This window comes from Trichormus variabilis 0441 (genome assembly GCF_009856605.1).
GTDB lineage: Bacteria > Cyanobacteriota > Cyanobacteriia > Cyanobacteriales > Nostocaceae > Trichormus > Trichormus variabilis.
In genome coordinates, this window is sequence record NZ_CP047242.1 from 232,915 (window position 1) to 247,527 (window position 14,613).

Consider the following 14,613-nt stretch of genomic DNA (forward strand, 5'->3'; position numbering starts at 1 on the left):
ATAATACTTTTGGACGAATAGAGCAAAACTCTATTCGTTTTTTTTGCTCAAAAAGCTCATTCGATTTTTGATAATTTCGTAAATTTTTACACTACAATTATTCCTAATTTTTTACTTAAAAAGAAAAATAATACTTTTTGTTTGGATAATTTCACGGCTAAACTGTGCATCTTTCTGCATATTTAGATTTTGGAAAAATGATTATAATTTCTCCTGCATCTAGTCTTTAGCTAGATGAATAAATAGTTTTAGCATTTATGTCTGTATAAATTTTTTAGTATTTGAGGTTCAAGAGTTCATGAGTGTTACCCGTGAATATAACAACTTAAATAGGTTGGATAATTTAAGCGATGCCTTATCATCTGCTAGCAACTCTAGGATTTTTAATAGTAATAAAGATTACTTCCCCCTCGATACTGCTGTAAGCTCAATCATCGGTAGTAGTTATATAGCTGAAGCGACAGGAGTTTTAGCATCTAATAGCTACGCAAGTAATGATTTAAGCAGGAGTAATTTAGGTAACACTAATTTTACACAAGCATCACTACTACCAGACCTAACAGCACCAATCGGCTCAATTCCCACTTCTGCTAATGTCGGGAGCAGCATTCAAATCAACTATCAAGTCAGAAACCAAGGTAGTGCAAGTGCTGGAGGCAGCTTCACCAACTTCTATTTATCTCCAGATTTTAATCTCGATAGTAGTGATAGGTATCTAGGCTTTGACTATGTGAGTGGTTTGGCGGTTGGTGCTTCTAGCCAAAAGTCAGCCACACTCACCATTGGTAGTAATATCAACCCTGGTAATTACTATTTGATTTACTATGTGGATGGTGATGGCTATGTGAGTGAAAGTAATGAAAATAACAATATCTTCGGTGCAGCAATCTCGATTACCCAGCCAGACTTAACAGTATTAAACGCTTCAATTCCCACCTCAGCAAGAGTCGGGAGCAGTATTCAAATAAACTATCAAGTCAGAAATCAGGGTAATGGAAGTGCTGGTGATAGCAATACCAAATTCTACTTATCTCCAGATTTGAATATTGATAGTAGTGATTTCTATCTAGGTTTGGACTATGTGAGTGGTCTGGCTGCTGGTGCTTCTAGACAAGAGTCAGCCACATTCACCATTGGTAGTAACATCAACCCTGGTAACTACTATTTGATTTACTATGCTGATGCTGACGGCTATGTGAGTGAAAGCAATGAAAATAATAACGCCTTTGGCACTCTAATTAATATTACTTCGGCAGGGAATCCAGACCTAATTATTCAAAACCCCACAGCACCAACGACAGCATCAGTAGGTAATACCATCCAACTGAGTTATCAGGTAAGAAACCAAGGTCTGGGGAATGCGGTTGCTAGTACCACCAGATTTTACCTTTCTAGAGACACAACATTTAGTACAGATGATGTGTTGTTAGGTTCCGATTCTGTCGCTAGCATCGCCGCAGGTGCTGTCAGTTCCGAAACAGCCTCCATTGTTATAGCCAATAGCATCGCGGCTGGTAACTATCATTTGTTGTTCAGAACTGATGCAGATAATAACTTGGCGGAAAGTAATGAAACTAATAATTTGGTTTCTAGAACCATCACCATTAACACAGCTGATTTAATCGTTCAAAACCCCACAGCACCAACGACAGCATCAGTAGGTAATACCATCCAACTGAGTTATCAAGTAAGAAACCAAGGTGCTGGAAATGCCGTTGCGAGTACCACCAGATTCTACCTTTCTAGAGACACAACATTCAGCACAGATGATGTGTTGTTAGGTTCAGATTCTGTCGCCAGCATCGCCGCAGGTGCTGTCAGTTCCGAAACAGCCTCCATTGTTATAGCTAATAGCATCGCTGCTGGTAACTATCACTTGTTATTCAGAACTGATGCAGATAATAACTTGGCGGAAAGTAATGAAACTAATAATGTGGTTTCTAGAACCATCACCATTAACACAGCTGATTTAATCGTTCAAAACGCCACAGCACCAACGACAGCATCAGTAGGTAGTGCGATCGCATTGAGTTATCAGGTAAGAAACCAAGGTGCTGGAAATGCCGTTGCGAGTACCACCAGATTCTACCTTTCTAGAGACACAACATTCAGCACAGATGATGTGTTGTTAGGTTCAGATTCTGTCGCTAGCATCGCCGCAGGTGCAGTCAGTTCCGAAACAGCCTCCATTGTTATAGCCAATAGCATCGCTGGAGGTAACTATCATTTGTTGTTCAGAACTGATGCAGATAGCACAGTAGCGGAAAGTAATGAAACTAATAACATCGTTTCTAGAGCCATCACGATTAATGGCCCAAGACCCGACCTGATTATCCAAAATATTTCTGCTCCTAGCATTGTTGACCCTGGTAACATATTTACACTCAACTACCAAGTAGCAAATCAAGGTACTGCTAGTGCTGGTAATCATAGAACTAAGATTTATTTGTCTAGAGACACAACTCTTAGTAGTGATGATATATTGTTAGCCTCTGACCCTAACTACTTCTATCCTGTACTAAATGCTGGCACTTATAGTTCAGAATCTTACCTTTTGTCTATAAGTAGGGATATCAATTTTGGTAACTACCATCTGCTATTGCAAGCTGATGGCAATGACGAAATTAGTGAAAGCAACGAAAGCAACAATGTCACCGCCAAAGCGATTACAATTGCTGCACCAGATTTAATTGTCCAGAATCCTTCGGCTCCTGCCAGCGCTAACATTGGTACAACAATTTCACTCAGCTATCAATTAAAAAACCAAGGTAATGGCAATGCAGGTTTTCATTTCACTAATTTTTATCTTTCCCAAGACCAAACGCTTAGTAATGATGATGTCTATTTAGGCTTTGATGCCATCTCTAGTCTTGCACCCTCTGTTGTAGCTTCACGCTCTACATCTTTAACAATTAGAAGCAATACTGTTCCTGGTAATTACTATCTGCTTTATAAAGCTGATGGTGATGGAACGATAAGAGAAAGCAATGAAAATAATAACGTCGCTGCGAGAGCAATCACGATTACTGCACCAGATTTAGTGATTGAAAATGCTACCTCTGCTGGTAGTGCTGCCATCGGGGCTACACTGCAAGTTAACTATCAACTGAAAAACCAAGGTAATGGCACTGCTGGAGGCAGTAAGACAAGTTTTTATCTTTCACGAGATGGGGCATTTGGTGATGATGATATCTACTTAGGTATGGAAACTCAAGCTAGTGCTAGTGTGACACCTGGTGCCTCTATTTCTCGCTCCACGGCTATTACGCTTGATCCTACGATCAATCCCGGCCAATACTACCTCATATTTAGAGCGGATGGAGCAGGATCTGTTGCTGAGAGCAATGAAGGTAACAACGGCCTTTACATCACAGCACCAATCAATATCACTCCTATTAATGGCGGTGGATTTAACTCCACTACAGGTTATGGTTTAGTCAACGCCGCCGCCGCCGTGGCCAAAGCCCTTAATCAAAGCACCTTTGCTGATGTAGCTGACTTGGGTGGTAATGATTGGGGAGCAGATGCGATTAAAGCACCTGAAGTCTGGGCAAGGGGATACACTGGTCAAGGTGTGATCGTTGCGGTGGTGGATAGTGGAGTGGACTATACACACCCAGACTTGAGTGCCAATATGTGGAGGAATAGCAGAGAAACTGCGGGTAATGGCATAGATGATGATGGTAATGGTTTTATTGATGATGTTTACGGCTGGAACTTTTTCGGCAACAACAACAATCCACTAGATGATAACGGTCATGGTACTCATGTAGCTGGTACTATTGCTGCGGTGAGAAATACCTTTGGTGTCACTGGTATTGCCTATAATGCCAAGATTATGGCATTGAAAGCGTTGGGTGGTCCTCAAGGAACAGGTTCAGATGATATGGTTGCCAACAGTATTCGTTATGCTGCGAATAATGGGGCGCGAGTGATTAATCTCAGTTTAGGAGGATCTAATCCTGCACCTGATATTCTCTCAGCTATTCAATATGCCATCAGTAAAGGAGCAATTGTTGTTTCCGCATCTGGGAATGAAGGTCAATCTCTACCAGGCTACCCAGCTCGCTATGCAGACCAGTTTGGAATTGCTGTGGGAGCAGTCAATTACAATAGAACCTTAACCGATTTTTCCAACCGTGCTGGAACAACTCCACTGGCATACGTTACAGCCCCTGGTGCATACGATGACTTTTTTGGCATTGGTATATATTCGACCATACCAGGGGGTGGCTATGGTTTGAAGCCGGGAACATCAATGGCTGCTCCTCACGTTGCGGGTGTGGTGGCGCTGATGCTGAGTGCGAGGAATAATCTCACTGATGCTCAAGTGCGTCAGATTCTCACTTCTACAGCCGCGAATGGTGGTACACTCCCCAGTGCTAATTTGAGTACTTTGTCAAACACAGGTAGTAGTAATACGACGCTTTCTGGATTAACTTCTAGCTATACAAGTGCTAGTCTAGTTGAGATTTCTAACTGGACTACAATTGCTCGTGAACAAAGCAATACTATAGATTTGGCAAATTTAAGAAGAACATTTGCCTACTATCAAGACAGTCGTGATTATCAAGGTGTTCTCTCTTCTCAAGAAGTAGATATTGATGAGGAAAGTATAAACAAGAGACGCAGAAATACACCTAAGACCGTCAGGATTAGTTAATAGATTCAGGTGATACCCCGGCGCCTTCCCTGGTAGAGAAGGCTGCTCAATGTATTGAAGTTATGTTTTTTAACGCGGAGAGGCGCAGAGGTTTACGCAGAGGGGCGCGGAGATTGTCCAATTTTATTAGCGGTGTACTTAGTACCTTAGCAGATTAGGAAATGCTATGAAGATTCACGGCAACTTATGTATTGAATTAATTAAATATAAAAAGAAAATATAGGAAAAATTATTAAGGTTTTTAAGGCAAAATAAGAATATTTTTGATGGAAATGACTGGAGACTAACATAGATGGTTAAGTCTTCTGTTGTTCATGATTAGGGATTTTCGTTAGATATTGCTTTGAGTTTTGAGGTGAAGGACTCGGAGCGATCGCTTGTTTGTGGGGTAAACTGCCCAATAGGTGGATGAGTGACTGATATTGGTAGGAGTTTTGTGGATAGATCAGGGTTGAGGGAGAAAGGCTGACTCAGATAATCTTCTTGTTGGCTTAAGCTGACCTCAATACTAGCTGTCATGCTGGCGCTAGAAAGTGCCAACATCTTTTCTGTTGGGGGTTTCTCTTCTTCTTTGACTTGTTCCTGTTGTTTGAAACTCATCAATTGTAGGGTCTGATTTTGGTTGTTTCCTTGTCTGGCTCTATATTGTTCGGGTGCAGCCATTGGTGTTAAGCTTTCGGGAAATTTGCTGCAAATCAGGCGTTCAAATTCCATGTTGAAATGATATATTTCCTGACCCCGCCTTTGCCAAAATGCCAAGAGTTGCTGTACTGAGATTGCTTTATAGCGACCTTGATATAATGCCTCAATTACTGCTAAATGTAGCCAGTCGGCAGGATATTGTTTTTGCCAACGGTTAACTAGCTCATCGGCGTGATAACCACTGAGGTCAAAACTATAGTTAATAAGTAGGGCTTTTGCCAATTTGGCATAGGTGTTTGGTACTGATGTTGACATAAGACCTTTAGCTGCTGGCAATAGGTATGAATCATCGACCCATCGCATATAGCCTAGCGTGTTTTTGGCTGTAGGATTTATTACCAAGAGTTTTATGACTAAAAAGCAGTGTTTTTTATTTTACTTGGTCAACTGCTAACTGTCGAAATAATATAGGGTGAATTAATACTTGGCGCTCTCTGTATGGCGACTAAGGCTTGATAGACCATTGCGGCTACTTCTGCCCTGGTGGCTTCTCTGGTTGGTGCTAGCTGTTTCGGGTCTGGATAGTTGACAGTAATTTTCTGTTGTGTTGCTGTAACCACGGCTTTGCGAGCATATTCAGGAATATTATTATTGTCAGTGTAGATGAGTAAGTTATTGCTATCAACTGTCGATAGAGCTAATCCGTTAACTAGAGAGACGATGACCTGTAGCCTCTGGACGTTTTGGTCGGGGCGAAAGGTGCGATCGCTAAAACCACTGACGAAGCCGCCACTAGCGGCGATTTGTAAGGCTTTGTATGCCCAAAAATTCTTGGGTACGTCAGCAAAATCTGTGGCTGGTCTTCTAGCTGGTGGGTTAAAGGCTACTGCTACCATCGCCGCATATTGGGCGCGGGTCATGGGTTTGTTGGGTTGATAGCTACCATCAGCAAAACCACTGGTGATCCCCATACTGGCTAAACCACGAATGAATGGTTCAGCCCAATGTCCTGTCAGGTCTGTGAAGGAGGAAGTATCAACTTCAGGGCTGACTATATATGGTGAAGCTATGGCTTTTTCTTGCCCATTAGCTACTAATGCCTGATAAATTAAAGCCCCTATCTCGGCGCGGGTGATATCTCGCAGTGGTTCTAGTCTATCGGTTTGGGGATAGTTGACAACCAAGCTGTTTTGGGTGGCGACGGCGAGGGGGTTTGTGGCATAACTGGGAATTTGGGCGCGATCGCGGTATACAGTTAACACATTGGGGCTACCTCCAGTTAATTTCAGACCATTGACAATGGAGACGATTGCTTGGACTTTGCTTAAGTTCTGCATGGGGCGAAAGGTTCCATCAGGAAAACCGCTAATAAATCCCATTTGGGCGGCTTTGGTGATGGCTGATGCTGCCCAGAAATCTGATTTGATATCGGTGAATTTGGGCGGCTGATTGTTGGCGGGGAGTTGAAAGGTTTTGGCAATCACCGCCGCATATTGGGCGCGGGTGATTGGTGCATCGGGGGCAAATGTGCCATCGGGAAAGCCACTCATTAAGCCTTTGTTTACCAACGCTTCTACAAAAGCGGTTGCCCAATGTCCAGCTAGGTCAAGAAAACGAGTGTTAGCCAACTGTACGGGAATATCGATGATGGCGGCGGGAAATTCCACCAATCCCTTGACTTGGGTGGGATTTAACTGATTGCCTACAGAAACTAATTTTTGCGTTGTAGCATTTTGTATATCAAACTCACCATTATTACTAAAAATATTGCCGGCTGTATCTTGGCTGCTACCCAAGTCAGGGAGGGCGTTTTCATTGATTAATAATCCACATTGGGTATTTTTGATGAGTAAATTATGACGTAGTACAGGACGAGCATTGCGAGAAAGAGCGATCGCTGTCCGATTTTCTGATAGTTTGTTATTAACGAGTAAAGGTGCAGCAAAGTCACTGATAGCGATACCTAAAGGATTCTTTTGGAACACATTCCGCAATACTTCTCCTTTGCTGTTACGTGCCATAAATAAACCACTAGCCGTATTCTGCACAAACACATTATCTAAAATCGCTGGTTTGGCTGTACCGCTAGTAAATACACCTTCCCGACCACAATTAGTAAAAGTATTATTAGCAATATTAGGTGCAGTTGATTCAATCCACACACCAGTCCCCTTAGCTATAGGATTGGTGACAGTCACACCCCGCAGACTGGCTTGACTGAGTAAAACTAAGGTGACATTCTGCACACTAAAACTAGGGCTTTGATACTCTCCCCCCCCAGAAATCAAAATTCCTGCACCTTTGCTGGCTTCGTTCCCCACCACCGTTACCCCCTCAGGAATAACCAAGGGAAAGACTTCTTTATTTGCGGTGTTATAAGTCCCAGCACTCAGTTGGACAATCGTTGGTGGAGTGGCTTTTAAAGCACGGGTCAGGGTTTTAAACGGACTTTGCCGTGAACCCGTGTTAGCGTCATTCCCCGTTGCTGGGTTGACATAGACTGTGGTAATAGGCGTATTGTTCACAATTAATGATTGAGCAGCAATTTGTGGAAATTACGTCCATCATAAAGCAACACTACTTATATCAGGGCTTGGCTGCAAATCACAATGGGGATAGGTTGGAACCAGATTGGCAAACTGTTATTTATAGCTGTCCCATGATTCACGTTCTTCGTGCAGTTGCTTTTCTATATCTTCTGAGATTCTAAAGTGTTTTTGTTGACTTTATATAGTGATGACATCTTCGTAAATGTCTGGGATTGTGAGGGTTAATCCTATTGAGTTTAATTTTAAGTCATGTTCCTGGGTTAATATTTCTAGTGTCCAATTGCCTTGGTTATCTTTGCGATAAATTTCGATTTTGATTTCATCTTGGGAAACTAAGATATATTCTTGTAAGCTTTCTAGAGTACGGTAATTGATAAGTTTTTCTCTTCTGTCTGTGAGTTCTGTGCTTGGTGATAGGACTTCGATGATTAAGCAGGGAGAGTTTAGGTAAAAGCGGTCTTGGTCTTGTGGGTCGCAGGTGACTGTAACATCTGGATAGTAGAATAGGTTTTTGGGTTCATTGGCTAGTTTGAGTCTGATTTTCATGTCAGCCATGAAGACGCTACAGGAAGTACCCCGCAGATGGGAACGTATTCTACTGGCAATGTTGAGAGTGATTGTGTTATGTTCTTTGCTATCGCCGGACATGGCGAAGATTTGTCCGCCCAGGTATTCGTGACGGGTTTCGCTTGATTTTTCTAGTTCTAGGTATTCTTCGGCGGTAAAGAGGTTGATGGGTGAGTACATGGTTTCACTTTGTTAGTCTCTTTTCTATTATGTGTAGGCAACTCAAGGTTGAATTTTCTGCGCTGGGGGTGAGGTATTGTTTTTGTCTCACGCAGAGACGCAGCGAAAAGTCGGAGCGCCGGCTTCCGGCGATCTGAACTTTTCAAGACAGAGGCGCAAAGAGGGGAGATGGAGAGTTTAGGTGTCAAAAGTGCTGCAAATAATACCCTCAGAGGACACCCGGATTTTATCTGGTTTGCAAATTCAAATATATTTGCGTATTTATACTTATAAATAAGTATTTTATAAAACGTAGTAAGTGGAATCCGGTCAAGAGGGTTGGGAAAATGTCAATATTGTTGAGTACCCTAGATGAAGTTGCTCGGCAAAACTGATGATTGAAGTTGAACATCTAAGTAAAATCTATGGTTCCACCCCAGCAATTACTGATGTGACTTTTAGTGTCGAACCTGGGGAAATTGTGGGGTTTTTGGGGCCGAATGGGGCGGGGAAGACGACGACTATGCGAATTTTGGCTGGTTATTTACCTGCGAGTAGTGGGACAGCTAAAATTGCGGGTTTTGATGTCCATGAAAATTCTTTGGCTGTGCGTCAGCGTATTGGTTATTTACCAGAAACGCCGCCGTTATATACAGATATGACGGTGGAGGGTTTTCTGCATTTTGTGGCGCGGATTAAAGGGGTGTCCGCAGGCGATCGCTCTCTCAAGGTAAACGCAGCGATCAAACGTTGTAACCTGGAGGATAGGCGTAAAGTAATTATCCGCAAATTATCTAAAGGATATCGTCAAAGGGTGGGTATTGCTCAGGCGATCGTCCATGACCCACCAGCAATTATTCTCGATGAACCGACGGTGGGACTTGACCCCAGACAAATTATCGATGTGCGGAATTTAATTAAAAGCCTCGCAGGAACCCACACGGTAATTCTCTCTACTCACATTTTGCCAGAGGTGAGTATGACCTGTAGCCGTGTGGCTATTATCAATCGCGGTAAGGTGGTAGCTACGAATACACCAGAAAATTTGATGACTCAGTTGACAGGTGGCTCAGGTTATGAAATTGAAATTGAGGGGGAATTAGCCCTAGCCAAGCAGGTATTACAAAAAGTGCCTGGGGTGAGTTTGGTAGAATCTATTCCTGGTCATCATCTTCCTAGAGAGAACCGCGCATACTTACGAGTATTATCACAACCGGGAAGCGACGCAGGTAAAGATATTGCCACAAGTTTAATCAGTTCGGGATTTGGTTTGCACGAAATGCGCCGTGTCAGCGCTACCCTAGAAGATGTCTTCTTGCAACTAACCACAGAAGAAAAGAATCTCACATCCCTGAAGGATTCAGCAACCAAAGAAGGAGAAGCAGCGTAAATGGGTATAGTCTTGAGTAATATTATTGCCATTTATCGCCGAGAGTTACAGAGTTATTTTGTCTCACCTTTAGCTTATGCGATCGCCTCTGTATTTTGGTTCATCGCTGGGTTATTTTTAGTGATGATTTTACTGGGGCCGAATGGTATTTTAGTATACGTCGCTTCTTTGGATGTACAAGGACAACAACTAGGAGTACCAGTCCCCCCAATTGATGTACCGGCGGAATTTATCCAGGCATTTTTAGATCGGTTGGGTTGGCTATTATTATTTATCTTGCCAGTGTTGTCGATGGGATTGTACGCCGAAGAACGCAAACGCGGTACATTGGAACTTTTAGCCACCTCACCAGTCACTAATTGGGCAGTAGCGGTTGGTAAATTATTAGGTGTGCTGACATTTTTTATTACTCTAGTTGTACCATTACTACTATTCGAGGCGATCGCCCTTAGTAGTTCTAATCCACCAATGCCAGCGACAATACCCCTACTCGCTCATTTGGGGTTAATCTTACTAGCAGCAGCCATTTTATCCTTAGGAATGTTTATTTCTTCCCTAACAGACAGCACTATCTTATCTGCGGTTTTCACCTTTGCCCTAGTTTTATTACTGTTATTTGTGGATGTAATTGCTAAAGGTATCGGTGGCCCTGTAGGAGAAATAATTGGGCATTTATCTCTACTAAAACATTACAACACATTCATTCAAGGCATTTTCGACACCAGCGCCTTAATATTATTTGCCAGTTACATCTTTTTGGGAATCTTCCTTACAGCCCAATCAATTGATGCACTGAGATTTCAGCGTAATTAGTCAATAGTCCATAGTCAATAGTCCAGTGTCCAAAAATATGTAACTGTTGACTGTTGACTGTTGACTGTTGACCTTTGACCTTTGACTTTTAATATGAAAATCATTAAACAAAAGCAACTTTGGAAATATCTGTTTTGGCTGGGGCCGTTTTTGATAATGGCGGGTTTAACAGCCGGATTAGTTTCTGATACCTGGGGAACAATTACCCTAGTATTATTAATTTCTGGAATTGTCATCATTGGGTTGTGGTTAGCGTGGCAAAGTCAGCGTAGTCATTGGTGGAAGAGACGTTCTACCCAAGCTGGTACTAACGCTATCGCAGCAACTCTGGCAATTTTGGTAATTTTGGGACTGATAAACTTTTTAGGGAGTCGCTATCAAGTACGGGCAGATTTAACAGAAGCCCAGTTATTTACCCTATCACCACAGTCACAGCAACTGGTGCAAAATCTCCAACAACCAGTAAAAGTTTGGGTGTTTGATGTCATTCAAAATCCCCAAGACCAACAAATTTTAGAAAATTATCGCCGCAAAAGTACTAACTTTGATTTTGAGTATATTAATCCCCAAACTAGACCAGGACTAGCGGAAAAATTTGGCGTTAAAAATTATGGTGATTATGGTCAAGTTTTTATAGAATCTGGCAATAGACGGCAATTAGTGCAAACCCTGAGTGTGAATGAACGTCTGTCAGAAATTCGCTTAACCAATCGCCTACAACAAATTATTAGCGATCGCACCGCCAAAGTCTACTTCCTCCAAGGTCATGGCGAACACCCAATTACTGCGGGTGAAGGTACTATCTCACAAGCAGTCCAAGCATTAAGCGATAAGAACTATAATTCCTCGCCTTTGAATCTAGTAGAAAATGCTAAAGTGCCTGATGATGCTGACGTTGTAGTCCTAGCAGGCCCTAAACGGGGGTTATTTGACCCAGAGGTCAAAGCATTACAAGATTATCTCAATCGTGGTGGTAACGCCCTACTCATGATTGACCCCAGCACCAACCCCAACATCAACAGCTTACTGCAAGAATGGGGTGTACGCTTAGATGATCGTTTAGCAGTCGATGTCTCTGGAACTGGCGCACAACTCGGCCCGGCTGCACCTATAGTTACAGATTACGGACAACACCCGATTACAAAAGAGTTTGGTAACAATATTTCCTATTACCCCCTAGCCAGACCTCTAGAAATTACCCCAGTAGCTGGTGTAGAGTCTACCCCATTGTTAAAAACCAAAGCCTATCCCGACAGTTGGGCAGAAAGCGACCTACAAAACGAAAATTTGCAATTTAACCCCGAAAAAGACCTGAAAGGGCCTTTAACCTTGGGTGTAGCTTTAACTAGAAAACTACCAGCCCCATCTAGCCCTACTCCCACCATATCCCCAACAACACCAGCAAGCCCCACTCCTTCACCCACTGCATCCCCAACAAATCAAACTCAAGCCAGTCCCATTCCTTCAGCATCCCCAACAACACCAGCAAACCCCACTCCCACCATATCCCCAACAAACCAAAGTCAAGCCAGCCCCATTCCTTCACCATCCCCAACAACAACTCCCCCAAGCGAACAGAAGCCTGAAAAATCAGCCACCGAATCACGGCTAGTAGTGATAGGGAATTCAGATTTCATCACCAACGCCATATTTGAACAGCAATTAAATGGGGATGTCTTCCTTAATTCCGTCACCTGGCTAAGTCAGCAAGACCAGCAACTCCTTTCGATTCGTCCTAAAGAACCAAGAAATAGACGAATGAACCTATCCACCTCACAAGCCAATGTCTTAACACTATCGTCTTTGTTTGTTTTACCCTTACTCGGCTTAGTCACAGCCGCCATTATCTGGTGGAAGCGTAGATGACCAATGACTAAAAAAACTTTAATTTTGTTATTGTTAGCCCTGGGGTTGAGTGGTTTTGTTTATTTCTGGGAAATTCGCGGTGCTACTCAGCGAGAAGAGGTTAGGGAGAATCAAAGGCAAATCTTCTCTTTTACAGAAGATGATGTCCAGTCTCTCACTGTAAAAACTCAAAAACTGACGGTGAATTTGGAACGGAACCAGCAGTCTAATCAACCCAAGTGGTTGCTGAAATCTCCTGTATCAGAACCTGCAAACGAGCCTATAGTCAGTTATTTGATGGATTTATTGGTAAAAGGAAAGAGTACGAATACTATATCCACACCAGCTAACCAAATAGCCGAATTTGGTTTAGACCAACCCCAAGCCACTATCAACATCAACCTGAAAAATCAAAAAACCCATCAGTTGATTCTGGGTAAGCCTGATTTGAGCGGTCGTTTTGTCTATGCCCAAGCTGACCCTAGCACTCAACCAAATGGTAATGTAAATGTGCTAGTGGTCTCTATAGATTTTGAGAATGCTGTCAATAGAGAATTATCAGAGTGGCAACAACCTGTCAGTTTAGATAAAGTTGCACCACCAAATCTACCTCAGCCAACTCCTACCAATAGCCCATGAATCAATTCAAAATTCTTGTAGAGACGCGATGAATAGCGTCTTCTTCTTCACATAGGGTGTGCCGATTTTCGACAGACATGATTTTATCCAAGAGGGGTTTTAAACCCTTAAATTTACGATAAAATTCAGAGTCCCAGCGAATCTATCAATACCTGAATTGATTCATGGGTATTGTTAATTTTGAATTTTAACTTCGGAGCGAACTGACGTGACCAACCCGACTGCAACCTTACTAATTTCATGTCCCGACCAACGGGGATTAGTCGCTAAAATCGCTAACTTTATCTACGCCAATGGTGGAAATATTATCCACGCTGACCAACATACCGATTTTGCGGCTGGGTTATTCCTCACTCGCATTGAATGGCAGTTAGAGGGTTTCAATTTGCCGCGAGAGATTATTGGGGCCGCATTTAATGCGATCGCTCAACCTCTAGGCGCTAAGTGGGAGCTACATTTTTCTGATACAATCCCACGTATTGCCATTTGGGTAAGTCGCCAAGACCATTGCCTTTATGATTTAATTTGGAGACAACGCGCCAAAGAAATCGCTGTTGATATTCCCTTAATTATTAGTAATCATCCCCATTTAAAAGTAGTTGCGGAGCAATTTGGCATCGACTTTTACCATATTCCTATTAATAAAGATAACAAAACTGAACAGGAAGACCAACAATTAGAATTACTGCAAAAATATAAAATTGATTTAGTTGTATTGGCAAAATATATGCAAATTGTTAGTGCAGATTTTATTACGAAATTTCCGCAAATTATTAATATTCATCACTCATTCTTACCAGCCTTCGTAGGCGCAAATCCCTACCATAGAGCTTTTGAACGCGGTGTGAAAGTTATTGGTGCTACAGCCCACTATGCTACTCCAGAATTAGATGCCGGGCCAATTATTGAACAAGATGTAGTTAGAGTTAGCCACCGCGATGAAGTTGAGGATTTAATTAGAAAAGGTAAGGATTTAGAGCGAGTCGTATTAGCTAGAGCCGTGCGCCTACATCTGCAAAATCGGGTTTTAGTTTATGGAAATCGTACTGTAGTTTTTGAATAATTGGCGTTGCATAAATGCGGGATGAATTGGGACTTTTGTACACAGCAAAATATTGATTCTTTGCGCCTTTGCGCCTACCCTGCGGGAACGCCTTGCGGCGAATGCGTGAGACAAAAATCATCCCACTAATCAGCAACGCCGAATAATTTACGATCGCTACCCTATGAGACACTAGGCGATCACCATAACAGATTTTTTGCGTAGTGCCAATTCTTTTCCTCTACCCTCTTGACACTCCAGTTCACTGGAGGATTCAAGATGAAATCAGTCTTGAATAAGACTT

9 protein-coding genes are annotated in these 14,613 nt (G+C 42.5%); 6 read left to right on the forward strand and 3 right to left on the reverse strand.

Going from position 1 to position 14,613, the window contains the following annotated elements:
* Positions 1-298 precede the first annotated feature (298 nt).
* Entirely contained in the window at positions 299-4,663 is a 4,365-nt protein-coding gene (locus tag GSQ19_RS00810; RefSeq protein ID WP_011320906.1) for a CARDB domain-containing protein, read from the forward strand.
* A 318-nt stretch (positions 4,664-4,981) separates the two neighbouring features.
* Here the strand turns inward: GSQ19_RS00810 and GSQ19_RS00815 are convergent, their stop codons facing one another.
* From GSQ19_RS00815 to GSQ19_RS00825, 3 genes are all read right to left on the reverse strand, one after another.
* A complete protein-coding gene (locus GSQ19_RS00815) occupies positions 4,982-5,668 on the reverse strand; it encodes a hypothetical protein (RefSeq protein WP_011320907.1) in 687 nt (228 codons plus the stop codon).
* A gap of 80 nt (positions 5,669-5,748) precedes the next feature.
* Positions 5,749-7,833, reverse strand: coding sequence for a DUF1565 domain-containing protein (locus GSQ19_RS00820; protein ID WP_041456379.1), 2,085 nt, complete (start codon positions 7,831-7,833; stop codon positions 5,749-5,751).
* A 198-nt stretch (positions 7,834-8,031) separates the two neighbouring features.
* Positions 8,032-8,601 carry a Uma2 family endonuclease gene (locus GSQ19_RS00825; protein WP_011320909.1) on the reverse strand — a complete coding sequence of 190 codons (570 nt, stop codon included), beginning with the start codon at positions 8,599-8,601 and terminating at the stop codon, positions 8,032-8,034.
* A 373-nt stretch (positions 8,602-8,974) separates the two neighbouring features.
* Here GSQ19_RS00825 and GSQ19_RS00830 point away from each other — a divergent pair, with 373 nt between their 5' ends.
* The 5 genes from GSQ19_RS00830 (at position 8,975) to purU (ending at position 14,330) form a co-directional block, all read left to right on the forward strand.
* Positions 8,975-9,970, forward strand: a complete 996-nt coding sequence (locus GSQ19_RS00830; RefSeq protein ID WP_011320910.1) for an ABC transporter ATP-binding protein — start codon at positions 8,975-8,977, stop codon at positions 9,968-9,970.
* On the forward strand, positions 9,971-10,783 hold the full coding sequence (locus GSQ19_RS00835; protein ID WP_011320911.1) for an ABC transporter permease: 813 nt from the start codon (positions 9,971-9,973) through the stop codon (positions 10,781-10,783). It begins immediately after the preceding gene.
* Between the two features lie 93 nt (positions 10,784-10,876).
* Entirely contained in the window at positions 10,877-12,649 is a 1,773-nt protein-coding gene (locus GSQ19_RS00840; RefSeq protein WP_153228338.1) for a GldG family protein, read from the forward strand.
* Between the two features lie 3 nt (positions 12,650-12,652).
* Positions 12,653-13,267, forward strand: coding sequence for a DUF4340 domain-containing protein (locus GSQ19_RS00845; protein WP_011320913.1), 615 nt, complete (start codon positions 12,653-12,655; stop codon positions 13,265-13,267).
* 208 nt (positions 13,268-13,475) lie between these two features.
* On the forward strand, positions 13,476-14,330 hold the full coding sequence (gene purU / locus GSQ19_RS00850) for a formyltetrahydrofolate deformylase (protein WP_011320914.1): 855 nt from the start codon (positions 13,476-13,478) through the stop codon (positions 14,328-14,330).
* Positions 14,331-14,613: the final 283 nt, after the last annotated feature.

What these genes read in the sequence shown, in the direction of transcription:
- GSQ19_RS00810 (WP_011320906.1), top strand. Translation starts at nt 299, where the DNA reads ATGAGTGTTACCCGTGAATATAACAACTTAAATAGGTTGGATAATTTA.
- GSQ19_RS00815 (WP_011320907.1), bottom strand. Translation starts at nt 5,668, where the DNA reads ATGCGATGGGTCGATGATTCATACCTATTGCCAGCAGCTAAAGGTCTT.
- GSQ19_RS00825 (WP_011320909.1), bottom strand. Translation starts at nt 8,601, where the DNA reads ATGTACTCACCCATCAACCTCTTTACCGCCGAAGAATACCTAGAACTA.
- GSQ19_RS00830 (WP_011320910.1), top strand. Translation starts at nt 8,975, where the DNA reads ATGATTGAAGTTGAACATCTAAGTAAAATCTATGGTTCCACCCCAGCA.
- GSQ19_RS00835 (WP_011320911.1), top strand. Translation starts at nt 9,971, where the DNA reads ATGGGTATAGTCTTGAGTAATATTATTGCCATTTATCGCCGAGAGTTA.
- GSQ19_RS00840 (WP_153228338.1), top strand. Translation starts at nt 10,877, where the DNA reads ATGAAAATCATTAAACAAAAGCAACTTTGGAAATATCTGTTTTGGCTG.
- GSQ19_RS00845 (WP_011320913.1), top strand. Translation starts at nt 12,653, where the DNA reads ATGACTAAAAAAACTTTAATTTTGTTATTGTTAGCCCTGGGGTTGAGT.